The sequence below is a fragment of the Vibrio xiamenensis genome, from assembly GCF_900100015.1.
GTDB classification, from domain to species: domain Bacteria; phylum Pseudomonadota; class Gammaproteobacteria; order Enterobacterales; family Vibrionaceae; genus Vibrio; species Vibrio xiamenensis.
In genome coordinates, this window is record NZ_FNDD01000023.1 from 26,054 (window position 1) to 51,410 (window position 25,357).

The 25,357-nt window shown below is 45.5% G+C and carries 24 protein-coding genes; 12 read left to right on the top strand and 12 right to left on the bottom strand.

The window, feature by feature from the left end:
• Positions 1–107: 107 nt before the first annotated feature.
• Entirely contained in the window at positions 108–998 is an 891-nt protein-coding gene (locus BLS03_RS16945) for a LysR family transcriptional regulator (protein WP_093276640.1), read from the top strand.
• Here the strand turns inward: BLS03_RS16945 and BLS03_RS16950 are convergent.
• On the bottom strand, positions 995–1,510 hold the full coding sequence (locus BLS03_RS16950) for a DUF4442 domain-containing protein (protein ID WP_093276643.1): 516 nt from the start codon (positions 1,508–1,510) through the stop codon (positions 995–997). The two genes, BLS03_RS16945 and BLS03_RS16950, sit on opposite strands and share 4 nt — an antisense overlap.
• Before the next feature lie 197 nt (positions 1,511–1,707).
• Here BLS03_RS16950 and fcrX point away from each other — a divergent pair, with 197 nt between their 5' ends.
• Entirely contained in the window at positions 1,708–2,157 is a 450-nt protein-coding gene (gene fcrX, locus BLS03_RS16955) for a ferric iron uptake transcriptional regulator FcrX (protein ID WP_093276647.1), read from the top strand.
• 105 nt (positions 2,158–2,262) lie between these two features.
• Here the strand turns inward: fcrX and glnS are convergent, their stop codons facing one another.
• Positions 2,263–3,927 carry a glutamine--tRNA ligase gene (glnS, locus tag BLS03_RS16960; protein ID WP_093276650.1) on the bottom strand — a complete coding sequence of 555 codons (1,665 nt, stop codon included), beginning with the start codon at positions 3,925–3,927 and terminating at the stop codon, positions 2,263–2,265.
• Between the two features lie 325 nt (positions 3,928–4,252).
• Positions 4,253–5,737, bottom strand: a complete 1,485-nt coding sequence (nagE, locus tag BLS03_RS16965; protein WP_093276652.1) for an N-acetylglucosamine-specific PTS transporter subunit IIBC — start codon at positions 5,735–5,737, stop codon at positions 4,253–4,255.
• A gap of 473 nt (positions 5,738–6,210) precedes the next feature.
• Between nagE and nagA the strand changes: the two genes are divergently transcribed.
• The 4 genes from nagA to asnB all read left to right on the top strand — a co-directional run bounded on the left by nagA (position 6,211) and on the right by asnB (position 12,145).
• Positions 6,211–7,341, top strand: a complete 1,131-nt coding sequence (gene nagA, locus BLS03_RS16970) for an N-acetylglucosamine-6-phosphate deacetylase (RefSeq protein ID WP_093276654.1) — start codon at positions 6,211–6,213, stop codon at positions 7,339–7,341.
• A 9-nt stretch (positions 7,342–7,350) separates the two neighbouring features.
• Entirely contained in the window at positions 7,351–8,565 is a 1,215-nt protein-coding gene (gene nagC / locus BLS03_RS16975; RefSeq protein ID WP_093276657.1) for a DNA-binding transcriptional regulator NagC, read from the top strand.
• An 86-nt stretch (positions 8,566–8,651) separates the two neighbouring features.
• The gene (locus BLS03_RS16980) at positions 8,652–10,238 is read left to right on the top strand and encodes a cation:proton antiporter family protein (RefSeq protein ID WP_093276658.1); all 1,587 of its coding nucleotides are present in this window, start codon (positions 8,652–8,654) and stop codon (positions 10,236–10,238) included.
• Between the two features lie 236 nt (positions 10,239–10,474).
• Positions 10,475–12,145, top strand: a complete 1,671-nt coding sequence (asnB, locus tag BLS03_RS16985; protein WP_093276661.1) for an asparagine synthase B — start codon at positions 10,475–10,477, stop codon at positions 12,143–12,145.
• Between the two features lie 67 nt (positions 12,146–12,212).
• Here the strand turns inward: asnB and rfaH are convergent, their stop codons facing one another.
• Entirely contained in the window at positions 12,213–12,704 is a 492-nt protein-coding gene (rfaH, locus tag BLS03_RS16990) for a transcription/translation regulatory transformer protein RfaH (RefSeq protein WP_093276664.1), read from the bottom strand.
• Between the two features lie 284 nt (positions 12,705–12,988).
• Here rfaH and BLS03_RS16995 point away from each other — a divergent pair, with 284 nt between their 5' ends.
• Entirely contained in the window at positions 12,989–14,377 is a 1,389-nt protein-coding gene (locus tag BLS03_RS16995; protein ID WP_093276667.1) for a peptide MFS transporter, read from the top strand.
• 59 nt (positions 14,378–14,436) lie between these two features.
• Here BLS03_RS16995 and hemH read toward each other — a convergent pair whose 3' ends face one another.
• From hemH to htpG, 3 genes are all read right to left on the bottom strand, one after another.
• Positions 14,437–15,402: a ferrochelatase gene (gene hemH / locus BLS03_RS17000; RefSeq protein ID WP_093276670.1), complete on the bottom strand. Its 966-nt coding sequence runs from the start codon at positions 15,400–15,402 to the stop codon at positions 14,437–14,439.
• 176 nt (positions 15,403–15,578) lie between these two features.
• Complete coding sequence (gene adk, locus BLS03_RS17005; protein WP_093276673.1) at positions 15,579–16,223, bottom strand: adenylate kinase; 645 nt, start codon at positions 16,221–16,223, stop codon at positions 15,579–15,581.
• A gap of 307 nt (positions 16,224–16,530) precedes the next feature.
• Entirely contained in the window at positions 16,531–18,435 is a 1,905-nt protein-coding gene (gene htpG, locus BLS03_RS17010; RefSeq protein ID WP_093276676.1) for a molecular chaperone HtpG, read from the bottom strand.
• 260 nt (positions 18,436–18,695) lie between these two features.
• Between htpG and BLS03_RS17015 the strand changes: the two genes are divergently transcribed.
• From BLS03_RS17015 to BLS03_RS17025, 3 genes are read left to right on the top strand one after another with little or no spacing between them, the layout of a single operon-like run.
• The gene (locus BLS03_RS17015) at positions 18,696–19,586 is read left to right on the top strand and encodes a transcriptional regulator (RefSeq protein WP_093276679.1); all 891 of its coding nucleotides are present in this window, start codon (positions 18,696–18,698) and stop codon (positions 19,584–19,586) included.
• Positions 19,586–20,113, top strand: a complete 528-nt coding sequence (locus BLS03_RS17020) for a regulatory protein ToxS (RefSeq protein WP_281241241.1) — start codon at positions 19,586–19,588, stop codon at positions 20,111–20,113. The genes BLS03_RS17015 and BLS03_RS17020 overlap by 1 nt, the downstream gene beginning before the upstream one ends.
• A 22-nt stretch (positions 20,114–20,135) precedes the next feature.
• Complete coding sequence (locus BLS03_RS17025; protein WP_093276682.1) at positions 20,136–20,417, top strand: Rdx family protein; 282 nt, start codon at positions 20,136–20,138, stop codon at positions 20,415–20,417.
• 74 nt (positions 20,418–20,491) lie between these two features.
• Here the strand turns inward: BLS03_RS17025 and yfcE are convergent, their stop codons facing one another.
• The 5 genes from yfcE to BLS03_RS17050 are packed head-to-tail and all read right to left on the bottom strand — an operon-like array spanning position 20,492 to position 23,347.
• Positions 20,492–21,037 (bottom strand): phosphodiesterase, encoded by a 546-nt coding sequence (gene yfcE, locus BLS03_RS17030; RefSeq protein ID WP_093276685.1) that lies wholly within the window; start codon positions 21,035–21,037, stop codon positions 20,492–20,494.
• 43 nt (positions 21,038–21,080) lie between these two features.
• The gene (locus tag BLS03_RS17035) at positions 21,081–21,491 is read right to left on the bottom strand and encodes a CBS domain-containing protein (protein ID WP_093276686.1); all 411 of its coding nucleotides are present in this window, start codon (positions 21,489–21,491) and stop codon (positions 21,081–21,083) included.
• Positions 21,488–21,838, bottom strand: coding sequence for a P-II family nitrogen regulator (locus BLS03_RS17040; RefSeq protein ID WP_093276689.1), 351 nt, complete (start codon positions 21,836–21,838; stop codon positions 21,488–21,490). Before BLS03_RS17040 ends, BLS03_RS17035 begins: the two co-directional genes overlap by 4 nt.
• Positions 21,828–22,613 (bottom strand): DUF1538 domain-containing protein, encoded by a 786-nt coding sequence (locus BLS03_RS17045; RefSeq protein ID WP_093276691.1) that lies wholly within the window; start codon positions 22,611–22,613, stop codon positions 21,828–21,830. The genes BLS03_RS17040 and BLS03_RS17045 overlap by 11 nt, the downstream gene beginning before the upstream one ends.
• A complete protein-coding gene (locus tag BLS03_RS17050; protein ID WP_093276694.1) occupies positions 22,610–23,347 on the bottom strand; it encodes a DUF1538 domain-containing protein in 738 nt (245 codons plus the stop codon). The genes BLS03_RS17045 and BLS03_RS17050 overlap by 4 nt, the downstream gene beginning before the upstream one ends.
• Positions 23,348–23,561: 214 nt before the next feature.
• Here BLS03_RS17050 and BLS03_RS17055 point away from each other — a divergent pair, with 214 nt between their 5' ends.
• Complete coding sequence (locus BLS03_RS17055; protein ID WP_093276696.1) at positions 23,562–24,482, top strand: TIGR01777 family oxidoreductase; 921 nt, start codon at positions 23,562–23,564, stop codon at positions 24,480–24,482.
• Between the two features lie 8 nt (positions 24,483–24,490).
• Positions 24,491–25,336: an SDR family oxidoreductase gene (locus BLS03_RS17060; protein ID WP_093276697.1), complete on the top strand. Its 846-nt coding sequence runs from the start codon at positions 24,491–24,493 to the stop codon at positions 25,334–25,336.
• Positions 25,337–25,357 lie beyond the last annotated feature (21 nt).

The window sequence follows — 25,357 nt, forward strand, 5'->3', positions numbered from 1 at the left end:
ATCTAGTCACAGTATAGAGAGCGCAATAACCTTCATAAAATGACTTTTAATTATCAAAAGTATGCCAAAATGGAATGAATTAAACGATGTAGCACAATGGAGCGCGCATGGATGTCAAAGCATTAAGATATTTTGTTGAATTGGTCGATCAGCAGAGCTTTACCCGTGCTTCAGAAAAGCTATTTGTGACTCAACCGACGATTAGCAAAATGATTCGAAGCTTAGAGCAAGAGATTCACCAACCCTTACTTCATCGCGATGGGCGGCGTTTTTGGCTGACTGATGCTGGCGAAATTGTTTATCAACGTGCGCAGGAAATACTGACGCACATGACACAACTCGAAGCGGAACTGATTGATCTCAACCATCTGCAACGTGGGCATTTGAACTTAGGTATACCACCGATGGTTGGGCACTTATACGCGGGCTTGATCCGTCAATTTCGTCAAACCTACCCCAATATTGAGTTAACGATCGTCGAATATGGCGGACGTAAAATTGAGCAAGCCGTGCTAGATGGCGAAATTGATGTGGCGTTTACCATGCTCTCGGAAACGACGCATACTCATCTCAATGTGATGGAGTTATCCAACTATCCGATCATGGCAGTACTCCCAGACACCGACGAATGGAGAAATTTTGCCAGTGTAGACTGGGCCAAACTGAAAAATGAGCCCTTTTATATCTACACCAAAGAATTTACTTTGAGTGAATGTATTGCAAAACAATGCAGCGACCAAGGCTTCAGCCCTCAAATCGCAGCTCGTAGCAGTCAATGGGATTTTTTAGTCGCACTAGTTAAAAGCGGTGTTGGCGTGGCGTTTTTACCTAAACCTTTATGCCATAGAATTAAAGGTGAAGGAGTCATCGTAAAGCCAACAACGCCCAACATAGACTGGCACTTAGGTGTGATTTGGCATGGTGACCGCTACGTATCAAAAGTTGCCGAAGCATGGATAAATATGTGTAGAGATCACCAACACAGGTTCATACCTTAAGATTGGTCGGTTAATGCCGAATTGGGCGATTGGTCATCTCGAAACGGGCTTTTTTTACGTACATAAAGCTTACGCTGTACGTGAGAAACCACTTCTCCATCGGCATTTTTAATGTGAATATCAAAACATGGAAAATGTTTGTCGCCACTCATCGTCTGGCTCAATATTGCGTCGAGTTGAGGTTGAGTGATCAAAAATTCAGCGAACAGATCCGTCTGTCCTGGTTTAATAAAATTAATACTCGCCTCTTTATCCCACACATAGTACTGCTCACCGAGAATACGCATTAACATCAGCGCATAGATGGGGTCAGTGAGAGAAAAGATGCTACCGCCATATTGGGTACGATTGGCGTTTTTGTTCCACCAACGAAGCTTTAATTTCACTTTAACTTGACGAAAATCTTGGCCTATTTCGGTTATTTTAATTCCCGCGCCCCAAAACGGCGGCCAAGCGTTTAATAAGGTTTTCGCCACTCTTGGTGTTAAAAGCTTTGATAGCGAAGAATTCATTCACGTGCTCCATCACAATTTGATTAAGTTAACGAATTGTAACTGGTCGGATGTTTAATATCAGTGATATCGCACGATTTTATGATAACCCTCTAGTAACCCTTTGAAGTTCGTGGTTTATTGTTCCTCTATACTAACCTATAATATCCGGAATAATGAATGCTGTTAATCGCTGCAGATCATCAACAGGAACGTATATGTCAGACAACAACCAAGCGTTGAAGGATGCTGGTCTTAAAGTTACCCTTCCAAGGCTAAAGATTTTAGAGGTACTTCAGCAACCTGAGTGCCAACACATCAGTGCTGAAGAACTGTATAAGAAGCTGATTGATCTCGGCGAAGAGATTGGCCTTGCCACGGTCTACCGTGTTTTAAACCAATTTGATGATGCGGGTATCGTAACCCGTCACCACTTTGAAGGCGGAAAGTCCGTTTTCGAACTCTCGACCCAACATCACCACGACCATCTCGTGTGTCTTGATTGTGGCGAAGTGATTGAATTTTCAGATGAGTTAATCGAAAACCGCCAGAAAGAAATTGCGGCTCGTTATAACGTCATCTTAACCAACCACAGTTTGTACTTGTACGGCAAATGCGGCGACGGTTCATGTAAAAACAATCCTGACGCTCATAAAGAGAAAAAATAAAAAAGGCGCTTTAAGCGCCTTTTTTGTTACTGACATTATCGAATCGATAAAACGAAACGATGATTAAATGGGTGACGCCAAAGCGTGACCCATTTTTTATCTTGATTAATCAGCAATTTTTGCCCAAGTATCACGCAGGCCAACCGTGCGGTTAAACACTGGACGCTCAGCACTTGAATCCTTGTCGGCACAGAAATAACCGATACGCTCAAACTGATAACCTTCTTGAGGCGCTGCAGTCGCTAGGCTTGGTTCAACATAACCTTGTTTCACCACTAACGATTCTGGGTTGATGGTTTCAGAGAAGTTATCTGACGCTGCAGGATTTGGCACCGTAAATAGGCGGTCATACAATCGGATTTCAGCGGCAACTGATTTTTCAGCCGATACCCAATGAATAACACCTTTCACTTTACGGCCATCTGCCGGATTCTTACCTAACGTATCCGCATCGTAGCTACAGAAAATCGTGGTGATATTACCTTGCTCGTCTTTTTCAATGCGTTCAGCTTTAATCACATAAGCACCGCGCAGACGAACTTCTTTGCCAAGCACCAAACGCTTATATTTCTTGTTCGCTTCTTCGCGGAAATCTTCGCGCTCAATCCAAACCTCGCGGGTAAATGGCACATCACGCGCACCCATTTCTGGTTTGTTTGGATGATTGGCAACCGTTAAGGTTTCCACTTTGCCCTGCTCGTAGTTTTCAATCACGATTTTAACCGGATCGATCACTGCCATAGCACGTGGTGCATTGTCGTTAAGGTCATCACGAATACACGATTCAAGAGAGCTCATCTCAATCATGTTGTCTTGCTTAGTTACCCCAATTCGCTTACAGAATTCGCGAATTGAAGCAGCTGTGAAACCACGACGACGCAAACCAGAGATGGTTGGCATACGTGGGTCATCCCAACCGTTAACCAGTTTTTCAGTCACCAACTGATTCAATTTACGTTTAGACATCACGGTATATTCAAGATTCAGACGACTGAACTCATACTGATGTGGCTGACAATCGATGGTAATGTTTTCCAATACCCAATCATACAAACGACGGTTATCTTGGAATTCCAGCGTACATAGCGAGTGGGTAATGCCTTCTAGCGCATCAGAAATACAGTGAGTGAAATCGTACATCGGGTAGATGCACCATTTATCACCAGTTTGGTGATGTGAAGCAAATCGAACCCGATATAGCACAGGATCGCGCATCACCATAAACGATGATGCCATATCAATTTTTGCACGTAAGCACGCGCTGCCTTCGGCAAATTCACCGGCGCGCATTTTTTCAAATAGCGCCAAGTTTTCCTCAACACTGCGATCGCGGTATGGGCTTGGTTTACCTGGCTCTTTTAGCGTGCCACGGTATTCACGAATTTGTTCTGGGCTTAGCTCTTCAACGTACGCGAGACCTTTGTTGATCAGCTCAATGGCATAATCATACAATTTGTCAAAGTAGTTCGATGAGTAGCAGATATCACCGCTCCACTGAAAGCCTAACCAGCTTACATCGTTTTTGATCGATTCAACGTATTCGACGTCTTCTTTCTCAGGGTTGGTGTCATCAAAGCGAAGGTTGCACTGTCCCTGGTAGTCTTCGGCAATACCAAAGTTTAAGCAAATTGACTTAGCGTGGCCAATATGAAGATAACCGTTTGGTTCTGGTGGAAAACGAGTATGCACGCTTGTGTGTTTGCCATCCGCTAAATCTTTATCAATGATTTGGCGAATGAAATTCGATGGACGAGCCTCAGCTTCACTCATCAATAGCACCTCAATTATTGTAGTATTGTCGAAGAAAGGGTGTTGCAACTGGTGGGGGTAAAAACACCACGACCAGGCTGCAAAATATAATAGCGGTAATGATCCACAATTCTTTGCGAATGCACAACTATATCTCAAGTTTTATTGAAAAATAATCGCCGTTAATGGTCATTCTATAACCAAGTTGGTGATCGCGCTGCAAGTCTTGCCCTATCAAGCTCAGACTACAATGATCCAAGAATTTTATTTGCCGCACAAAAACATAAAGCCTCCCAATGGGAGGCTTTGATTTTATAGTATTCGATATTATAGCTATGTGCGTAAGTTACGCGTTAGAAACATCGTCTGATGGGTGAATATTTTTCATCTCACCGGCAATGATTTCAGCCAAAGGACCAAGAATCACCTGCAGGTTATTCGAACCGAGTTTCACAACCCCCATCGCACCAAGATCTTTTAACTGCTGCTCGTCAATCACAGACATATCTTTCACAGTGAGACGTAAACGGGTAATACATGCATCGATATTGGCAAGATTCTGGTGTCCGCCAAGTACTTGCAAATATTGTTTCGCCAATTTTGCTGAGTCGGTAGAACCTTGAACTTTTTTACCTGAGCTTGCAGTCTCATCTTCACGGCCAGGTGTTTTGAGGTTAAAGCGCAGAATAACTGCACGGAACACCACATAGTAAATCGCAAAGAACACCAGACCTTGAACAATCAGCATGTACCAGTTCACAGCTAATGGGTTACGTGTTGATAACGCCATATCCACAAGACCTGCCGAGAACCCAAAGCCCGCCATCCAGTGCATTGATGCTGCGATAAACACTGAGATACCAGTCAGCACTGCATGCAATACATAAAGTAGCGGTGCAAGGAACATGAATGAGAATTCCAAAGGCTCAGTCACACCAGTGAAGAAAGAAGCAAAGCCTGCTGCAATCATGATCGATGCCACTTTCGCTTTGTTCTCAGGTTTCGCGGTGTGGTAAATCGCCAGCGCCGCGCCAGGAAGACCAAACATCATGATTGGGAAGAAACCTGCTTGGTACATACCTGTTACACCAGGTGTCGCCACGCCTTCAGCAATCGATTTGGCACCACCTAAGAAGTTTGGAATGTCGTTGATGCCAGCCACATCGAACCAGAACACTGAGTTCAGTGCATGGTGCAAACCAACAGGAATCAGCAAACGGTTAAAGAATGCGTAGATGCCCGCACCTGTTGCGCCGAGACCTTGAATCGACTCACCAAAGTTAACCAATGCGCCATAAATTGCAGGCCACACATACATCAGAACAAATGCGATAACGATACCAGCAAAAGAGGTCAAAATAGGAACTAAACGTTTACCCGAAAAGAAAGCCAGCGCTTTGTGCAATTCAACACTTGAGTAGCGGTTATAAATCTCAGCTGAAATAATACCAACCAAGATACCAACAAACTGGTTGTTGATTTTAGAAAATGCTGCTGGAACAGCAGTCGGATCAATACCTTGAATTTGTGCAACCGCTCCTGGTGATAACAACGTTGTGACGACAAGGAAGCCAACAAAACCGGAAAGCGCCGCTGCGCCGTCTTTGTCTTTTGACATACCAAACGCAACACCCACGGCAAACAGCACCGACATGTTATCTATGATTGCCGCACCCGCTTTAATTAAAAATGCGGCTAAAGCGGAATTCGCCCCCCAACCATTTGGGTCGATCCAGTACCCGATACCCATCAATATGGCCGCCGCTGGCAAGGTTGCCACGGGTACCATCAGCGCTTTACCTACGCTTTGAAAGTAACCAAGAATATTCACCTTATAGTTCCCCCTATAGGATATTATTTATTATTGAACGACTTTTTTTGGTCGCACAATTTAGTTGAATTCAGTTTATGGTTTTAATTTTGCTCCGCAAATTAAAACCTTATCTTTTGTGATCGCAATCACCTGAAGTTAGCCCAGTTCGGTTTTTTTGCTAGCAGCATCATAAAACTTATTTTACAATACAAAAAATGATAAACCTTGTGGAAGTCTCGGGCTATTCTCAATGACAAGAGCAATATTACCCAAGTAAAATCAAAGCTTAATGGTAATATTTCTCTGTTTAGATACAGAGATAAGCTTGTCTGCCAATAAAAATAACAAGCTATTGACCCGGCTTATGGCAACTCGTTTTATTGTATTTTCGCCTCCTAAATGAACGACACGAATAAAGTTTCATCATCGTTCATGCTTTCCATACGGGGCTTTAGCAACAACAACTCGAATCAGAGAAGGATTAGCTAACTATGTACGCGCTAACAAACTGTAAAATTTTCACCGGTAGCGACGTGTTAACTCAACACGCAGTTGTGATTAAAGATGGGCTGATTGATGCCGTTTGCCCGATTGGCAAATTGAAATCAGACATCAAAACCCACGATCTCGCTGGCGCGAACTTAAGCCCGGGATTCATTGATTTGCAGTTAAACGGTTGTGGCGGCGTGATGTTCAACGATGACATCAGTGTTAATGGGCTGCACACGATGCATCAAGCAAACTTGAAATCCGGTTGTACTAGCTTCTTACCGACTTTAATCACCTCTTCAGACCAAGATATGAAAGCCGCAATTCAGGCTGCGCGTGACTATCATGCTCAATACCAGCACCACTCTTTGGGGCTGCATCTTGAAGGGCCGTATTTAAACGCTGAGAAAAAAGGCATTCACAATATAGACTACATTCGCCCATCCAGTAGCGACATGATTGATACTATTTGCCAAAATTCAGATGTTATTGCCAAAGTGACGTTGGCACCTGAAAAAAATGACCATAACCATATTCGTCGCCTGACCGAAGCTGGCATTGTGGTTTCTATCGGCCATACCAATGCTACTTATCAGCAAGCTCGTCAGGGGTTTGAAGCCGGCATTAGTTTTGCGACCCACCTGTTCAATGCTATGACACCAAGTGTCGGACGTGAACCCGGCGTAGTAGGCGCCATTTACGATACCCAAGATGTCTACGCTGGCATTATTGCGGACGGCTTTCACGTCGACTACGCCAACATTCGAATCGCGCACAAAATTAAGGGCGAAAAATTAGTATTAGTGACGGATGCCACAGCTCCCGCAGGCGCTGAAATGGATTACTTTATTTTTGTTGGTAAGAAAGTATATTACCGTAATGGTAAGTGTGTTGATGAAAACGGCACACTCGGCGGCTCAGCGCTCACCATGATTGAAGCGGTGCAAAATACCGTTGAGCACGTCGGCATCGCGTTGGATGAAGCATTACGCATGGCTACATTGTACCCTGCGAAAGCGATCGGTGTGGATCATAAGCTTGGCCGAATTCGTAAAGGGATGGTGGCAAACTTGACCGCATTTGACCGCGATTTCAACGTCCTTAAAACGATAGTTAACGGACAATACGAGTAAAAATAGAGCATGAATGGCGGACAAATAGGTAACGTAGATTTAGTAAAACAACTCAACAGTGCGGCTGTCTACCGCCTGATTGATCAACAAGGGCCTATTTCTAGAATTCAAGTCGCGGATGTCAGCCAATTGGCGCCGGCAAGCGTCACCAAAATAACCCGCCAACTTCTTGAGCGCGGCCTAATTAAAGAGGTCGCGCAACAGGCATCAACCGGTGGTCGCCGAGCCATTTCCCTCACCACCGAAGTTGAACCTTTCCATTCTGTCGCTGTGCGCCTTGGCCGCGATTATATTCAAATCAGCTTATACAACTTAGGTGGCAAGGAGCTAATCTCCGAGCATCTCGAGTTTTACTACACTAAGCAAAGTGAATTAGTTGATGGTCTTATCGAGCACATAGCCAACTTTATCGACCACCAACAAGTTCTGATCAAGCAACTGATCGCGATTGGTGTTTCACTGCCTGGTTTGGTCAACCCTGAAACTGGCGTGGTTGACTACATGCCCAATATCTCAGTCAATAGCCTAGCGATTTCAGATTTAATTCTTGAAACCTTCAAAGTGCCGTGTTTTGTCGGTAATGACGTCAGAGGCATGGCACTTGCTGAACACTATTTTGGCGCCAGCCAAGATTGCCAAGATTCGATTTTAGTCAGTGTGCATCGCGGAACTGGCGCTGGAATTATCGTGAATGGTCAAGTGTTTCTAGGCCATAACCGCAATGTGGGAGAAATTGGTCACATTCAAATCGATCCACTGGGTGAACAATGCCAATGTGGCAACTTCGGCTGCCTTGAAACTGTGGCGGCCAACCCCGCCATTATCGAGCGAGTGAAAAAACTCATCGCTCAAGGGTACGAATCTAGCCTGGCAAATGTCGAAAGCCTTAATATCGTGACTATTTGTGAACACGCCAATGCAGGTGATGAACTTGCGAAACAAAGTTTGGTTCGAGTTGGTAACCAACTGGGTAAAGCGATTGCGATCACCATTAACCTGTTTAATCCACAAAAAGTGATTATTGCCGGTGATATCACGCGCAGCAGCGACATTATCTTCCCCGCCATTCAGCGCAATGTGGAAAATCAGTCACTTAAGACTTTCCACTCACAGTTGCCGATCGTCGCATCAGAAATTGACCAGCAACCCACCATTGGCGCTTTTGCGATGATCAAGCGTGCCATGCTTAATGGTGTTTTACTGCAAAAATTACTCGAAGAATAGCCGCATCAGGTACGGTTATGAGATAAACTTCAGGGCTAAGTTCGACAACCTAGCCCTTTTTTATATTTAGCGAGAACAACTCATTCATGGACCTTATTCTTATTAGTGCCGCCTTTGTGGCGGGGTTTATCGCATTAAAATGTCACCTTCCTCCGTTAGTTGGATTTCTACTCGCTGGGTTTGGTCTGCACGCCTTTGGCCATACGAGCAACGAAACTATCGTTGAACTTGCCGACCTCGGTGTGACTTTGTTGCTATTTAGCATCGGCCTTAAGCTCGACATCAAGGTGCTGATGTCCAAAGAGATCTGGGGTGGTGCAACGCTGCATAATCTGCTCTCCACATCGCTTTTTACCCTTATCCTTGGCTGCTTCAAACTGCTCGGTGTCAGTTCGCTCGCCTCTATGGATTATTCGCAGCTCGCACTACTTGGCTTCGCTCTGTCGTTTTCAAGCACCGTATTTGCCGTTAAATCGCTGCAAGAAAAGGGCGAGATGAATGCCACCTTTGGTAGCATCGCGATTGGCATCTTGGTTATGCAAGATATTTTCGCAGTAGTATTTTTAACCGCTTCAACCGGTAAGCTGCCGCATTGGTATGCCATCGGGCTATTTATTCTCCCCTTCCTGCGCCCGCTGTTTTATCGCCTACTTGATAAAGTCGGCCATGGTGAGATGTTGATTTTGATCGGCATTTTTTTCGCACTCGTCGTCGGTGCTGGGCTATTTGAACTGGTTGGAATGAAAGCCGATTTAGGCGCATTGATTCTCGGTATGCTACTGGCTGGGCATAGCAAGGCATCAGAACTGTCAAAAGCCTTATTTAACCTCAAAGAAATTTTTCTGATCTGCTTTTTCCTTAACATCGGGTTATCGGTTCAGCCAACTCTTGCAGGCCTTGCACTCGCCGTGTTGATCCTACTGTTATTACCACTCAAAGGCGTACTGTATTTCTGGGTGCTTAACCGCTTCAAATTTCGAGTTCGAACCTCATTAATGGCATCGTTTAGCCTGCTTAACTACAGTGAATTTGGTCTGATTCTCGGCGGTTTGGCCTACAAGATGGGTTGGATGGGCGATGATATTCTCGTGGCTCTCGCGCTTTCTGTGTCGATGTCATTCATTGTCGCAGCACCGATTAACCGCAAAGGTCACGAGTTGTATCAGAAATCGGCCAAGTGGCTCAAAGAGCAAACCGCAGAAAATCTCCACATCAAAGACCGACGCATTAACCCAGGTCACGCTCAAATTTTGATTTTAGGTATGGGTCGAATTGGTACCGGGGCGTACGACGATCTACGCGAGCGCTATGGAAAAATCAGCCTTGGGGTTGAAGTTCGTGAAGATGCGGCTCATGAGCACCGCGCTCAAGGTCGAAACGTGATTGCCGGTGACGCGACCGACTCCGATTTTTGGGAGCGCATTCTTGATACCGCCAACGTCAAGTTAGTCTTGCTCGCTATGCCCCACCACCAAGGTAACCAAATTGCGCTAGAGCAGCTAAAACGCCGCGCGTTTAAAGGTCAAATTGCCGCGATTGCTGAGTATCCGGATCAGGTCGATGAATTGATGGAAAGCGGAGTGGACGCCGCCTTTAATATCTATCGCGAAGCAGGAAGCGGTTTTGCCCGCCACGTGTGTGATCAACTCTCACCAAACTTTACCAAAGTCTGACCACAACGCGGCTTTCGAGCCGCTTTTTTTTCTTTAAAATCTAAGACAATTAACGCATATGCGCTCAAATTATGACTTAAAGTATATTTTATTTAAAATAATATAGATTTAATTAAATTTTATTCACCTTAAAGCGATTAATGTTTTATTTTGCCTACTTCTGGGTTGCATTTATTAATCAAAGTGGCAGATTAACCCCATCGCCGTAAAAAATAAATTTAACAAAGGAATTGGTTATGTGTTCTGTCTTTGGAATTTTAGATATTAAAAGTGACTCGCAAGCGCTTCGCCCTATCGCGCTGGAAATGTCTAAAAAATTACGTCACCGTGGTCCTGACTGGTCAGGTATCTACTCATCGGAACGCGCCATCCTTGCGCACGAACGCTTGGCCATCGTCGGTCTCAATAGCGGCGCGCAACCAATTTACAGCCCAGATAAAAAATTAGTCCTTGCCGTCAACGGCGAGATCTACAACCACAAAGAAATCCGTCAACGTTACAAAGACAAGTACGACTTTCAGACCGATTCTGACTGTGAAGTAATTCTTGCGCTTTACCAAGAGATGGGCGCAGACCTGCTGGAAGAACTCAACGGCATTTTCGCTTTTGTGCTTTACGATGAAGAGAAAGATCAGTACCTCGTTGGTCGCGACCACATTGGTATTATTCCTCTTTATCAAGGTTATGATGAACACGGTAACTACTATGTCGCATCTGAAATGAAAGCGTTAGTGCCCGTTTGTCGCACCATTAGCGAATTCCCTCCAGGCTGTTACTACGGCTCACAAGATGCTGGCCCAGTACGCTACTACATTCGCGATTGGAACGAATACGCAGCAGTACAAGGTAACACCACCAGCAAAGAAGAGCTGAAAGAAGCGTTGGAAGCGGCGGTAAAACGCCAACTGATGACTGATGTACCTTACGGTGTATTGCTATCCGGCGGTTTAGATTCATCGATCACTTCTGCTGTGGCTAAACGTTATGCGGCAATGCGCATTGAAGATGACGAAAAATCAGCAGCTTGGTGGCCACAACTGCACTCGTTTGCCATTGGTTTGGAAGGCGCGCCGGATCTCAAAGCCGCTCGCGAAGTCGCAGAGCAAATCGGTACCGTTCACCACGAAATGACTTACACCATTCAAGAAGGCTTGGATGCAATTCGTGACGTGATTTACCACATTGAAACTTACGATGTCACCACCATTCGTGCATCCACGCCTATGTTCCTTATGGGGCGTAAGATCAAAGCGATGGGCATTAAGATGGTGTTGTCTGGCGAAGGTGCCGACGAAATCTTTGGTGGCTACCTGTACTTCCACAAAGCGCCAAACGCTCAAGAATTCCACGAAGAAACCGTGCGCAAACTGCTGGCACTGAACATGTTTGACTGTGCGCGTGCCAACAAATCTTTGGCTGCATGGGGTGTAGAAGGTCGCGTCCCATTCCTGGATAAAGAATTTATCGATGTGGCAATGCGCCTTAACCCAGCTGACAAGATGTGTGGCAACGGTAAGATGGAAAAACACATTCTACGTGAGTGTTTTGAAGACTACCTTCCAGCTTCTATCGCATGGCGTCAAAAAGAGCAATTCTCGGACGGTGTTGGCTATGGCTGGATCGATACGCTTAAAGCTGTTGCGGCTGAACGTATTTCCGATCAACAGATGGAAACCGCTGAGTACCGCTTCCCATACAACACACCAAGTACCAAAGAAGGTTATATGTACCGTGAAATCTTTGAAGAGTTGTTCCCACTGCCATCTGCAGTAGAGTGTGTTCCTGGTGGTCCTTCTGTGGCATGTTCTTCAGCAAAAGCGATTGAATGGGACGAATCATTCAAAAACTGTGTTGACCCATCAGGTCGTGCGGTACAAACCGTTCACAACGACGCATATACCGCATAATGCGATAAACAGAGAACATTAAAAAGGCGCAGGATTCTGCGCCTTTTTTTGACTCTATAAATAGAGATTAAAATTCAATATCTTGGTTATCAACACTCATTTCCACTGGTGTATTCAGCAACGTAACCAGCAAAATCGATCGTGTTTCACCATCGGGTTCTTGATAAATGGCATCAATACCAGCGAACTGACCACTTCTCACCCGTAACGTTTGGCCTTTTTCGGGCCCCTGTGATTGCGGCGCGACTTCTTGCTGTTCAACGTTTTTTAGCGTATCGATTAACTCGCTTTGCAAAACTTGCGGCGTTGCGCCTTGACGCACAAAATCTACCACGCCACGAGTTGAACGCACCGTAGTAAATGTCGGCCCTTTTTCGCAATCAAAACGAATAAATACATACGAAGGAAACAGAGGCTCAAGCTTTGATTGGCGCTTGCCTCGAACAATTTTCTCAATGGTGATTTGCGGGTAATAGCATTCGACGCCTTGATGCTCAAGATGCAATTTCGCTCGCGCCTGTTCACCACGTTTGCAATACAACAAATACCAATTATTCATCTGCCTAAACCAACTCTTTTTTGGCCATGCTAACATTTATCGTCAAACCGTTAAACCGCACACCACACTTATCTTTGTAAGGCGATAACTACACCGCATTTATGAAATCATAGTTTTCATTACATAAATTTCGCGATGCACATCACTAAAATATTTTTCCGTTTCAATACGTTATACCCAAACATACAGAAAATCCCTACAAAATCATATTTTTAACATATTTATCCGGTGAGAATAAATAAAGTAAAATATTCACCTCACATAAGATCTAATAGCAGAATTATATGGCAAACCGACATCATCAAATCTTAGGCCACCCTCGCGGCTTATTCCTTCTTTTCGGTACTGAACTATGGGAGCGCTTTTCCTACTACGCAATGCGCGCGATTTTAGTACTGTATTTAACAGACGCTACTATCAATGGTGGTATGGGCTGGAGCACTAAAGATGCCCTTGACCTTTATGGTATCTATACCGGCCTTGTCTACATTACACCACTTATTGGTGGTTGGTTAGCAGATAACTACCTTGGTCAGCGCCGCTCTGTCCTAATTGGTGGTGCGCTGATGGCCATTGGTCAGTTTACTCTCGCTTTGCCACACGGTGCGCTATTTGGCCTTGATGAACTTCATGCCTTCTATTTAGGCCTGTGTCTACTGATTCTTGGTAACGGTCTATTTAAGCCCAATATCTCGACTATGGTTGGTGACCTTTACGATGAAGGCGACCACCGCCGTGACGGTGCCTTCACTATTTTCTACATGGGTATCAACCTTGGCTCTTTGCTTGCGGGCGTGATTGCCGGTTCGGTTACCGACAGCTTTGGTTGGAAATACGGTTTCGTCACTGCCGGTATCGGTATGGTGATTAGCCTAGTCATGCAAATGATGTTTGCGGGACGTTGGCTTGGCAAAATCGGCGTGGTTCCAGCGGCGAAACGCGACTTGGCGAAAAAGCATAACGTAACCAAACAACCACTGACCAAACAAGAACGCGATCGCCTCAAAGTGATTATGATCATGGGTCTGTTTGTGATTGTCTTCTGGGCTGGCTTTGAACAAGCGGGCGGTCTGATGAATATCTACACTCAAGAATATACTGACCGTATGATTGGCAGTTTTGAAGTTCCAGCGGCTTGGTTCCAATCTCTTAACCCATTCTTTGTTATCACACTGGCGCCTGTTCTTGCTGCGCTTTGGGTAAAAATGGGCAAACGTGAGCCTAGCTCACCGGTTAAATTTGCGGTTGCACTGTTTTTCCTTGCTCTTGGCTTTGTGTGCATGATTGGCGCTGTGATGGAGCAAGGCGGTGATACTACCGTGAAAACCTCGATGTGGTGGCTTGTGGGTGCGTTCTTCTTCCATACTTTAGGTGAACTGTGTCTATCTCCAATCGGTCTCTCTATGGTGACCAAATTGGCGCCGCTTCGCCTAGCGTCACTTATGATGGGTGCTTGGTTTGGATTCACTGCGATCGCCAACTATATTGCGGGACTGATCGGTTCACACGTTGGTGAATTGGGCGCCACGGCTATCTTTGGCGGAATCGCCATCGCCGCAGCCATCAGCGGAGTGCTGCTATTGTTGTTCTCGAACCAGTTAGTGAAATGGATGCACGGCGCTGAAGGCAATGCGGTGGAAGAAACGCCGCAAGCTGAAACGCAAACAGCATAATCACTAAGAATCGAAAAAGGCACCCATGGGTGCCTTTTTTATTGCGCAGAAACGGATGATTATGCGCTTTTTTCTCGAACTAGTTGCGCCATCAAGGCGACATGAGCATCGTCTGCATTCAAGCACGGCACATAATGAAAAACCTCACCGCCCGCTTCCATAAATGCCTCGCGGTTTTGCTCGCAGATTTCTTCAAGCGTTTCTAAACAATCGACTGAGAATGCTGGACAGATAACATCAATGTTCTTAATACCTTGGCTTGGTAACGCTTCGATGGTTTTATCCGTATATGGCTGCAACCACTCTTCTTTACCAAATTGAGATTGGTAAGTCATCTTGATTTGTTGCTCAGAAAGCCCCAGTTCAATGCCGAGTAAACGCGTCGTCTCTTCACAGTGGCGAGGATAGACATCGCCGTTATCGGCGTAGCGTTTTGGAATACCGTGATAAGAACACAGCAGTAAATCGCCCTTTCCATGCTGCTGCCAACTGTCACGCACCTTCGCCGCTAGAGCTTTAATAAACAGCGGGTGATTATGATAATCGCCAACAAAATAGAGTTCGGGGATGTAGGACGCTTGTTTGAACGCGTTAGCAACTGCATCAAAAACAGCGGCTGTAGTGGTCCCAGAATATTGCGGATAGAGAGGCAGTACCACCAAGCGCTCCACTCCCTCGGCCAGCAGTGCTTCAATTCCGCTCTGAATACTTGGGTTGCCATAAGTCATACCCAGTTCAACGGGAACACCAAGCTGCGCGTTAAGCGCTTCACGTTGGCGCTTTGAATACACCATTAGCGGCGAGCCGCCATCCATCCAGATGGTTTGATAAAGTTTGGCCACTTTCGGCGAACGAAATGGCAAGATTGCGCCATGAAGAATCGGACACCATAACCATCGATTCATATCAACGACGCGATGATCATGCAAAAATTCGCTTAAAAATTGTTTAACCGCCGGCGCGGTAGGTGATTCCGGTGTACCTAAGTTGGCCAGCAACACACCAGTTTTTTTATTCTCGTTCATTGCACCCTTACTATTTAGACTCAACAACTGCCTTTATCTATGCGGATGTATTGATTTAAATTTGTGTTTAAAACTCCGCATCAACTTATAGGCGTAAACGCTTAACTCAGATCAAAAAAGCGACTCTTTCGAGTCGCTTTCACTATAACAAGTTCGTTATCGAGCCGATAGCCGAATTACGCTAGCGCCTTCTCAATATCAGCACTTACTTCAGTTACAGGCTTAGTACCATCAAATTGAAGGTACTTAGTGTTACCAGCTTTCGCTTCTTTACCGTAGTACTCGATAAGCGGTGCAGTTTGCTCATGGTACACACCTAGACGAGCGCGAACGGTTTCTTCTTTGTCGTCATCACGAATCACCAGATCTTCACCCGTGATGTCATCTTTACCGTCCACTTTTGGCGGATTGTAAACTAAGTGGTAAGTACGACCAGAAGCCAGGTGAGCACGACGGCCTGCCATACGCTCAACGATTACGTCGTCTGCAACGTCAAATTCAATCACGTAATCGATATCAACGCCCATCTCTTTCAAGCCATCTGCTTGAGGAATTGTGCGTGGGAAGCCATCCAATAGGAAGCCTTTCTCACAATCATCTTGCGCGATACGCTCTTTGATCAATCCGAGAATAATGTCATCTGAAACTAGCTGACCTGCATCGATAACGGCTTTAGCTTGTTTGCCTAACTCAGTTCCTGCTTTGATTGCTGCACGAAGCATGTCACCGGTTGAGATTTGTGGAATACCAAATTTCTCTTGGATGAACTGAGCTTGTGTGCCTTTACCTGCACCTGGAGCACCTAGAAGAATGATGCGCATGTGTAATCCTCTTTAGATAAAAGTATTATACCGAAGCTCACTGCGAGGCATGTTCACCAACAGAGGCTACGATAAGTTTCGGTATAAGATGACTAAAAGTAGGCGTGCAAAATACACGCGTTGTTATTGACATTCAAGTCTTGGATTTTATCACAACTTCAGGTAAAGAAGCTGCGACTACGACTAAAGAATGTCCTGATATGCCATTTTCACGACACAGCGCTCAACGATAAAGACCGTTCAACGAATTTCGGCAATTTAGCACTGAAAAGCCCGCATCTTGCGGGCTTTATCTTTAAACGTCAGGTTACGCTTTCGCGAGCAGTTGGTTAATCGCCCCAACAAACTGAGTTGGGTCTTCCATTGAACCGCGTTCTGCCAGCATTGCCTGACCAAGCAATACCTCAACCCAGCGACCAAAGGCTTGCTCATCAGGTTCATCGGCCATGCGTTTCACCAAATCATGATTTGGGTTAATTTCCAGAATGTACTTCACTTCTGGTACCGCTTGACCCGCAGCTTCCAGCAGTTTGGCCATTTGGGTACCCATTTCAAAATCATCCGTCACCACTACCGCTGGCGTTGACGCCAGTTTGAAGGTGGTGCGGACTTCTTTGACGCGATCGCCCAAGTATTCTTTGGTACGTTCCACAACAGATTTAAACTCTTGTTCAGTTTCTTTCTGTTTCTCTTTTTCCGCTTCGTCTTCAAACTGACTTAAATCGAGACCCGCTTTAGTGATCGACTGGAACTGCTTGCCATCAAACTCAGTTAAGTAGTTCATCAACCACTCATCGATGCGATCATACATCAGAATCACTTCCAGACCTTTGGCTTTGAACTGCTCAAGGTGCGGGCTGTTTTTCGCCGCCGAGTAGCTGTCTGCAGTGAGATAGAAGATCTTATCTTGGCCTTCTTTCATCCGTGCAACGTAATCAGCAAGGCCAACATTTTGCTCCGATGAGGTGTTTTCGGTCGATGCAAAGCGCAGCAATCCCGCCACTTTTTCTTTGTTGGCAAAATCTTCCGCAGGGCCTTCCTTCATTACCAAGCCAAATTCTTTCCAAAAACTTTGGTATTTTTCTGGCTCATTTTTCGCAAGGCGCTCAAGTGTGGTTAACACACGCTTAGTACAAGCACTGCGCAGCGATTGAGTTACTTTGTTGTCTTGCAGAATTTCACGTGACACGTTAAGTGGCAGATCATTTGAATCGATCAAACCGCGTACAAAACGCAGGTAAGAGGGCATGAACTGCTCTGCGTCATCCATAATGAACACACGTTGAACATAGAGCTTCAAACCGCTCTTATGGTCGCGGTTCATCATGTCCCATGGTGCTTTTGAAGGAATGTACAACAAGCTGGTGTAATCATTTTTACCTTCAACACGGTTGTGCGCCCACACTAGTGGCTCGGCAAAATCGTGAGAAACATGCTTGTAAAACTCTTGGTATTCTTCGTCGCTAATGTCTGACTTAGAGCGAGTCCACAACGCTTGGGCTTTGTTAACCTGTTCCCAAGTTTTTTGTTCGGTTTCGTTACCTTCGTCATCACGCACTACGGTTTGAATAAACACCGGAATGCCGATGTGATCCGAATATTTACTGATCACTTCACGCAGGCGCCATTCATTTAAGAACTCTTTGCCTTCTTCGCGCATGTGCAGCACGATATCGGTACCACGCGATTCTTTATTAACCGTTTCAATGGTATACTCGCCTTCACCAGCCGAGTGCCATTGCACTGCTTGATCGCTTGCGACGCCCGCAGCACGAGTACGTACCGTCACGGCATCAGCGACGATAAACGCCGAATAAAAGCCCACACCAAATTGACCAATCAACTGTGAATCTTTTGATTGCTCTTCCGATAACTTAGAGAAGAAATCGGCGGTGCCTGATTTTGCAATGGTACCTAGGTGTTCAATGACATCATCGCGGCTCATACCAATCCCGTTATCCGAGATGGTTAAGGTATTGGCTTTTTCATCAAACGATAGCTTCACACCAAGGTCCGCATCGCCTTGATAAAGTTCTGAATTGGATAACGCTTGAAAACGCAGCTTATCCGACGCGTCTGACGCGTTTGAAATCAACTCTCGTAAAAAGATCTCTTTGTTGGAATAAAGAGAATGAATCATTAAATGAAGCAGTTGCTTCACTTCTGATTGAAAACCACGAGTTTCTTTATTGTTAGTGACGGTTTCGCTCATGTTTACTCCATAACATCGTTACTAAACTACCGCGGGAAGCCCCTGCGATAAAGGTATGATGAGTTCGAGTTAAAGATGAGGGTAGTAAATGTAAATTCAAGGTCAAAAGGTGTAAAAAACCATGAAAACAATGTTTTTTTGTATTTGTTTTGATTATTCTATCTATCTAAAAAAATATAAATTTAATAAAGAGTACATTTGGTCTTATAAAGACAATATCTACAGCAAATGATACCTAACCACATGTAATGGTCATATCAATGAGTCAAATTGGCAATAAGTTTAATCTAGCAAATCGCTTCATTTTTGATCCTAATAATAACTCTCTGATTGATATAAATAACGATGATGACGTCATCCGTTTAGGAAGCAATGAAAGCCGAATTCTGCTCCTGCTGGCAGAAAACCCAAATCAAGTTGTAACACGTAATGAATTGCACGATTTTGTCTGGCGTGAACAAGGTTTTGAGGTCGACGATTCCAGTCTAACTCAAGCCATCTCAACGCTGCGAAAAATGCTTCACGACTCAACTCGCTCACCTGAATTTGTGAAAACTGTGCCCAAACGCGGCTATCAATTGATCTGTGATGTTGAAACCAATCAAGCGCAGCAAAATCAAGACAAAGAACCGCCACTCGAAGAGCCTGCCCTGCCAGTCCAGGCTGAAGTCGAGGAGTTGGTGAATGACGATGTCTTGCCACTAGAGCCTGTGGTCGCTTCCAGCTCCCCTGTCGTGGAATCGGTTGAACCTACAACACCAAGCATCACTCTAACCGCTCAGCCAAAACAGCGTTGGGGCATGCTAGAAAAACTGATGATACTCGTTGCAATAATACTGCCGATTGCTGTGTTTATGCTCTCAGAGCCCAGTGAATCAGAATTTCGAGATATTGCGGTGTTTGACAACGTGCCGATTCGAACTCCCATCAACCACCCTTCACTGCAAGCCTGGTTGCCGTCAATTGAATTGTGCGTCAATCAATACAAGCAAAAATACCACGGTGACTATAATCCCGTCGAAATCATCGCAACTGGTGGGCAAGGACATCAGTTGGTGCTTAATTATATTCACCCACTTGAACACTCGAGTGAAAACATCACGTTGCGTATTTTCGCAGATCAAAATGGCTTAAATAAAGTGTGTCAATAATGATGAAAAATACCTATCAAAAGATCGCTCTGGTTGCGCTGTTTGCCTCGATTTTATTTAGCGCGTGGTTATATTGGGGAAGCGACTTCAAAATGGAGCAAGTGCTAACCTCACGTGAGTGGCAGTCAAAGATGGTGACTATCATTAGTGATGTCGATAAAGAAAATACCGTCGGTCCACTACGTAAAGCAGTCGTCAACTCCAACGTCAAATATCTGCCTAACGGGCATTACATCCGCGTTGCGATGATTACTCTGTATTCAGAAAACAGCGCCGATTCCAGTACGCTGAATTTTTCAGAAACGGGCGAATGGAGCATCAGCGATAGCTATTTGTTGGTATCACCAACTGAATTCAAAGATGTATCGTCACAACAGTCCAAGAGCTTTACTCGCACACAATTGGCTCTGATTACTCAGCTGTTTAAAGTTGACGCACAGCAAAGTCGCCGTATCGATGTGGTCAACGACAAAACCTTACTGTTAACGAGCTTAAATCACGGCTCGACGATCTTGTCGTCCAATTAATGGTTAAGATGGGACTTAAGCGATGAACACTAAAGCAAGTATCGATATTTATTATTGCCGCCAGTGTAACTGGATGCTGCGCGCCGCTTGGCTAGGCCAAGAGCTTTTACATACCTTCAGTGAAGATCTCGAGCAAGTTGCCCTGCACCCTGATACAGGTGGACGTTTCGAGGTGCTTTGTAATGGTGAGCAAATCTGGGAGCGTAAGCGCGACAACGGTTTTCCAGAAGCGAAGCAGCTAAAGCAACGCGTGCGAGATGTGATTGACCCTGAGCGCAGCTTAGGCCATTCAGATAGCCAATGACATTGTAATTGAAGGGCCGTAATGGCCCTTTTATTTTAATGACCCTTTATTTAAATGGGTAAGAACAGCGCGGCTTACACGGTGTGTTGCAGCAAAACCTCTCCAGCAAAGTTCTTTACTTTGAGCTCTGCGTCTTGCAATTCGCCATAGCTCGCTTCATAAGCTTGGCGCGGAAATGTGGTCGAACCCGGGTTAAATATCACGCAGCCGTCATCCTCATGAGCAAGAGGAATGTGCGTATGGCCATGAACCAAAATATCGCCGCGGCGCAGCATTGGCCGCTTATCACTATGATAAAGATGCCCATGGGTCACAAACAGTCGCTGACCGCTTGCCAACATCACCCAGGCATAATCAGACATCATTGGAAACTTGAGTAGCATTTGATCCACTTCGCTGTCGCAATTTCCGCGCACTGCAATGATTTTGTCCGCATACTCATTGAGTCGCTCGGCCACTTGGGCGGGTTGGTAACCATCTGGGACTGGATTTCTTGGCCCATGATTAAGTAAATCCCCAAGCAAGATCAAAGTATCACAACCACTACGGTCAAACGTTTCAAGCACACATTCCGTTGCTGGCAAACTACCGTGTAAATCGGAGGCAAAAAACAGTTTCATCGCACTTCTCCTTAAATTCAATAAGGATATTGTACAGATTCCACTAATTATCGCTATCCACCGCCATACCATTGAGCACGATATTGTTATAGCTGACCATACCGATCACTTGGCCATTTTCGATAACCGGAGCTCGGCTAATACCAAATCGTTCAAACAAGCGTGCGCAATATTTAACGTTCATGTCCGGTGCAACCGTCAACGCAGGTTTGGTCATAATTTCATAGATATTAGTCCGAGTCGGTGCGCGGTTTTGCGCCAGCACCTTTTTAGCAATATCGTTCATCAGTACAATGCCGTACTCATCGTGCTCATGACGCTTATCCACCACTAAAGCTTTCACTTGGTGCTTTCTGGCCAGTTGAATGCCTTCTTGTACTGTGGTCAAGCCATCGACCATCACATAGCTATTACCCATCACATCGCGAACACAAATTTTTTCGTGTGCCATCATAGTTCGTCCTCGACTACTTTTGTTAAGCGCTCCATTTGATGCGCAACGCCCACTGCATCTTCGATATCAATCTGAATCGCAATCCCCTGCCCTGACTCTTGTTCAAACTCACCAACCTCAGCGATGGTTTCCAAAATATGTCGTGACAGATGCTCTTCAACCACAAACAGCAGCACATCTTTTTGCACCTCTAGGGTTAAACCAAAAAACGTAGTTTTCTGATTCAACCCTTGCCCGCGCGCATTATTAATCACTGTGGCCCCCGTCGCTCCTGCCTCACGCGCCGCATCTAACACCGCATCGGTTTTGCTGTCTTCAACAAATGCCAGTAACAATTTAAATCGCATTATCATTCTCCTTACGACTCGCCCGCTTATTTAACCAATCGGTTAACTGCGCATACGCCATCACAGAAATAATCGGAAATAAGCTCGCAAAAGCAATCAGTCCAAATCCATCCATCACAGGGCTACGCCCCGGAACGGTAGAGGCAAGCCCAAGGCCCAGAGCTGCCACCAGTGGCACAGTGACTGTCGAGGTCGTCACACCGCCAGAGTCATACGCCAACGGGACAATCACCGCTGGCGCAAAACGAGTTTGAATCACCACCACCAGATATCCTGCAATAATGTAGTACTGAATCGGGTCACCAGCGACGATACGATAACAGCCAAATGCAATACCGATCGCGACACCAAAAGCGACCGCAATTCTAAGCCCCTGTACCTTGATACTGCCGCCAGAAACTTGATTGGCTTTCATCGCGACGGCGATCAAAGCTGGCTCAGCAATGGTGGTGCTAAATCCAATACAAAAAGCGAAAATGTACACCCAGTAATAATCGATGTTGGACAACATTTCAGAAGATGAGATACGCACACGGCTCAGAAATTCACTGGCGGTCAACTGTTTGGCCATTTCATTACCCAGCGGAAATAGCGCCTTTTCTAAGCCAACCAGAAACAGCGATAGGCCTAAAATAACGTACACAAACCCCAAAAGAATTTTGCCTAAATTGGCGACTGGTCGACGTAATATTCCCCACTGAAAAATAAAAATGATCGTGATGATTGGCAAGACATCTCCTATGGTGTCGATCAACAAACTCAGCCACTCGCTCATTGGCTAACCACCATGCCGTAAACCATCACAAACATCATCGGCAGCAATGACGCAAACGCAATTAGTCCAAAGCCATCAATCATCGGATTACGTCCCTTGATGGCCGATGACAAACCAATGCCCAGCGCCGTTACCAGAGGAACGGTGATGGTTGACGTGGTGACCCCGCCTGAGTCATAGGCCACACCAATGATGAATTCCGGCGCCACCAGCGTCAGCAACACCACGCCAAGATAACCTCCCATAATCAATCTGGAGATTGGCCAACCTTTTAGAATCCGCAGCACACCGAGCATAATTGCGCAGCCCACTGACAGCGCAACCGTCAAGCGTAATCCAAGTGCATACTCTTCAATATTGGTTTGGGTATTTGCGATGACGCCACCTTGAGCCGCTACTTCTGCGGCCTCTTGGGCGATAGCAGTCAACGCAGGCTCCGCTACTGTGGTGCCAAACCCCAAACAGAAAGCAAACGCCATTAGTGAGCTGAGCGAGCCCTTGCGAGCAAAAGCTTGAGCCATAGTTTCACCGATTGGAAACAGACCCATTTTCAACCCAAAAATAAACAGCGTTAGCCCCAATACCACTAAAAATAGACCGATTAAAATCGACACTAACTGCGGCAGCGGTTCCTGAAGTACCACCAATTGAAAAAAGCTCACCACTAAAATGATGGGCACTAAATCGCGCAAACTTTCCAACATAGCTTTAAATAGCGCAATCATTCCAGACATTTGGCCCTCTCTTATTTGACCTATATAGACTGGCAGCTCAAATTTTTACTCGGTGTGATCTGCTCGAGATCGATGGCATTAGGCTCAACGAATCGACGTTTTTGTGATTGAAGCGAAATTCAAATACCCTATAGTCAGCAAATAAGGCAGACAAACAAGTTGCTCACGAACTCGACTAACTCGCTATAATTGAAACAAAAATGAGGGGGCACGGATGCAAATACTGATAACTGGCGCAACAGGCTTTATCGGCAAAGAACTGCTTAAATTGTTGGCATCCCATCAATTGGTGGTGCTCAGCCGTGATCCAGAGGCCGCCAAAAACAAACTCGCCCATCTCGATCACGGTCATATTCGTTATCTCAACCAATTAGAAGAGCTTAGCAATCTCAACGACTTCGATGCGGTGATCAATCTTGCTGGCGAGCCGATTGCCGATAAACGTTGGCGTAGCGAGCAAAAAAAACGTATCTGTTATAGCCGCTGGGTGACCACTGAAAAATTGGTAGCTCTGTGCGGCGCAAGTCGTCAACCGCCGAGTGTGTTTATCAGTGGTTCGGCGGTCGGCTATTATGGCGATCAGCAGCAAAGCGAATTTGATGAGAGCTTGCAAGTCACGCTTAACACTTTTCCCCATCAAGTCTGCGCTCAATGGGAAAACATCGCATTAGGCGCGCAATCTGAGCAGACACGCGTTTGCTTACTGCGCACCGGAGTGGTACTTGCGCCACAAGGCGGCGCGCTCAAAAAAATGTTGCTGCCCTATCGCTTAGGACTTGGCGGCCCGATCGGCGCTGGAAACCAATATATGGCTTGGATTCATATGCAAGATATGGTGCAAGCAATTGTTTATTTGTTGGAAAATCCGAGTGCTCAAGGTGCGTTTAATCTCTGCGCGCCACACCCAGTAACCAATCGCGAATTCAGTCAAACCCTCGCTCAAACCCTGCATCGTCCTCATCTACTATTTACCCCCGAATGGGTATTGAGGTTGCTGATGGGCGAAAGCTCTATGCTGCTGTTTGATAGCGCCTGCGCCAAACCGAAAAAATTAACTGAGCTTGGCTTTCAATTTACCTACTCGCGAATTCAGCCAGCCCTCAAACACCTATTACAACATAACAGTGGAAAGTGACTTACTTAATGACCTCGCCAAACTCTAATCAGCCATACATTTTCATTACCGGGTGTTCAACAGGCATCGGCTACCAGCTAGCCACTGACCTTAAACAACACGGTTACCGTGTTCTAGCGTCTTGCCGTAAAGCTCATGACGTCGAGCGGCTACGAGAAATGGGGCTAGATTGTATTCAACTTGATTTAAACAGCAGCCAATCGATTCAATCTGCAATTTCGTCAATCAACCAAGTTAGCCAAGGCAAGCTTTATGCGTTGATCAATAATGGCGCATACGGCCAACCAGGCGCATTAGAAGATTTACCCACCGAAGCTCTGCGTGCCCAATTCGAAAGTAACTTTTTTGGTTGGCATGAACTGACTACGGGATTACTGCCAACTTTACTTGCCCAGCCCAGCGCTAGAATCATTCAAATCAGTTCGGTACTTGGCTTTGCCGCTATGAAATATCGCGGCGCATATAACAGTTCAAAATTTGCCTTGGAAGGATGGACAGACACTCTGAGGTTAGAACTGAGAGAAAGCAATGTAAAAGTCAGCATTGTTCAGCCTGGGCCGATTGAAACTCAGTTTCGAGCCAACGGTCTACGCGCATTTAAAAAGTGGATTAATATTGAACACAGTCGCCATCACCAGCAATATCTGCTGCAATTAAAGCGGCTAGAAAAGGAATCCTCAAACAACCCATTTGTGTTGCCTCCACAGGCTTGTGTTGCTCCGGTTATGCATGCTCTACAAGCAAAACATCCCAAACATCGTTATCGCGTGACCAGACCAACGAAAATTTTTGCGCTTTTAAAACGTCTGCTTCCAAGCAAAGCCCTTGACCATATTTTGAACAAGGCCGCATAAATTATGTGCAAAATGTAATCG

Excerpts from the sequence above, each read along its gene's own strand:
- BLS03_RS17020 (WP_281241241.1), top strand. The coding sequence starts at position 19,586 with ATGATGAAAAATACCTATCAAAAGATCGCTCTGGTTGCGCTGTTTGCC.
- BLS03_RS17045 (WP_093276691.1), bottom strand. The coding sequence starts at position 22,613 with ATGAGCGAGTGGCTGAGTTTGTTGATCGACACCATAGGAGATGTCTTG.
- BLS03_RS16980 (WP_093276658.1), top strand. The coding sequence starts at position 8,652 with ATGGACCTTATTCTTATTAGTGCCGCCTTTGTGGCGGGGTTTATCGCA.
- BLS03_RS17015 (WP_093276679.1), top strand. The coding sequence starts at position 18,696 with ATGAGTCAAATTGGCAATAAGTTTAATCTAGCAAATCGCTTCATTTTT.
- BLS03_RS17040 (WP_093276689.1), bottom strand. The coding sequence starts at position 21,838 with ATGCGATTTAAATTGTTACTGGCATTTGTTGAAGACAGCAAAACCGAT.
- yfcE (WP_093276685.1), bottom strand. The coding sequence starts at position 21,037 with ATGAAACTGTTTTTTGCCTCCGATTTACACGGTAGTTTGCCAGCAACG.
- glnS (WP_093276650.1), bottom strand. The coding sequence starts at position 3,927 with ATGAGTGAAGCTGAGGCTCGTCCATCGAATTTCATTCGCCAAATCATT.
- hemH (WP_093276670.1), bottom strand. The coding sequence starts at position 15,402 with ATGAACGAGAATAAAAAAACTGGTGTGTTGCTGGCCAACTTAGGTACA.
- BLS03_RS17035 (WP_093276686.1), bottom strand. The coding sequence starts at position 21,491 with ATGATGGCACACGAAAAAATTTGTGTTCGCGATGTGATGGGTAATAGC.
- fcrX (WP_093276647.1), top strand. The coding sequence starts at position 1,708 with ATGTCAGACAACAACCAAGCGTTGAAGGATGCTGGTCTTAAAGTTACC.
- asnB (WP_093276661.1), top strand. The coding sequence starts at position 10,475 with ATGTGTTCTGTCTTTGGAATTTTAGATATTAAAAGTGACTCGCAAGCG.
- nagC (WP_093276657.1), top strand. The coding sequence starts at position 7,351 with ATGAATGGCGGACAAATAGGTAACGTAGATTTAGTAAAACAACTCAAC.
- BLS03_RS16950 (WP_093276643.1), bottom strand. The coding sequence starts at position 1,510 with ATGAATTCTTCGCTATCAAAGCTTTTAACACCAAGAGTGGCGAAAACC.
- rfaH (WP_093276664.1), bottom strand. The coding sequence starts at position 12,704 with ATGAATAATTGGTATTTGTTGTATTGCAAACGTGGTGAACAGGCGCGA.
- nagA (WP_093276654.1), top strand. The coding sequence starts at position 6,211 with ATGTACGCGCTAACAAACTGTAAAATTTTCACCGGTAGCGACGTGTTA.
- BLS03_RS17025 (WP_093276682.1), top strand. The coding sequence starts at position 20,136 with ATGAACACTAAAGCAAGTATCGATATTTATTATTGCCGCCAGTGTAAC.
- BLS03_RS16995 (WP_093276667.1), top strand. The coding sequence starts at position 12,989 with ATGGCAAACCGACATCATCAAATCTTAGGCCACCCTCGCGGCTTATTC.
- BLS03_RS17055 (WP_093276696.1), top strand. The coding sequence starts at position 23,562 with ATGCAAATACTGATAACTGGCGCAACAGGCTTTATCGGCAAAGAACTG.
- adk (WP_093276673.1), bottom strand. The coding sequence starts at position 16,223 with ATGCGCATCATTCTTCTAGGTGCTCCAGGTGCAGGTAAAGGCACACAA.
- BLS03_RS16945 (WP_093276640.1), top strand. The coding sequence starts at position 108 with ATGGATGTCAAAGCATTAAGATATTTTGTTGAATTGGTCGATCAGCAG.
- htpG (WP_093276676.1), bottom strand. The coding sequence starts at position 18,435 with ATGAGCGAAACCGTCACTAACAATAAAGAAACTCGTGGTTTTCAATCA.
- BLS03_RS17060 (WP_093276697.1), top strand. The coding sequence starts at position 24,491 with ATGACCTCGCCAAACTCTAATCAGCCATACATTTTCATTACCGGGTGT.
- BLS03_RS17050 (WP_093276694.1), bottom strand. The coding sequence starts at position 23,347 with ATGTCTGGAATGATTGCGCTATTTAAAGCTATGTTGGAAAGTTTGCGC.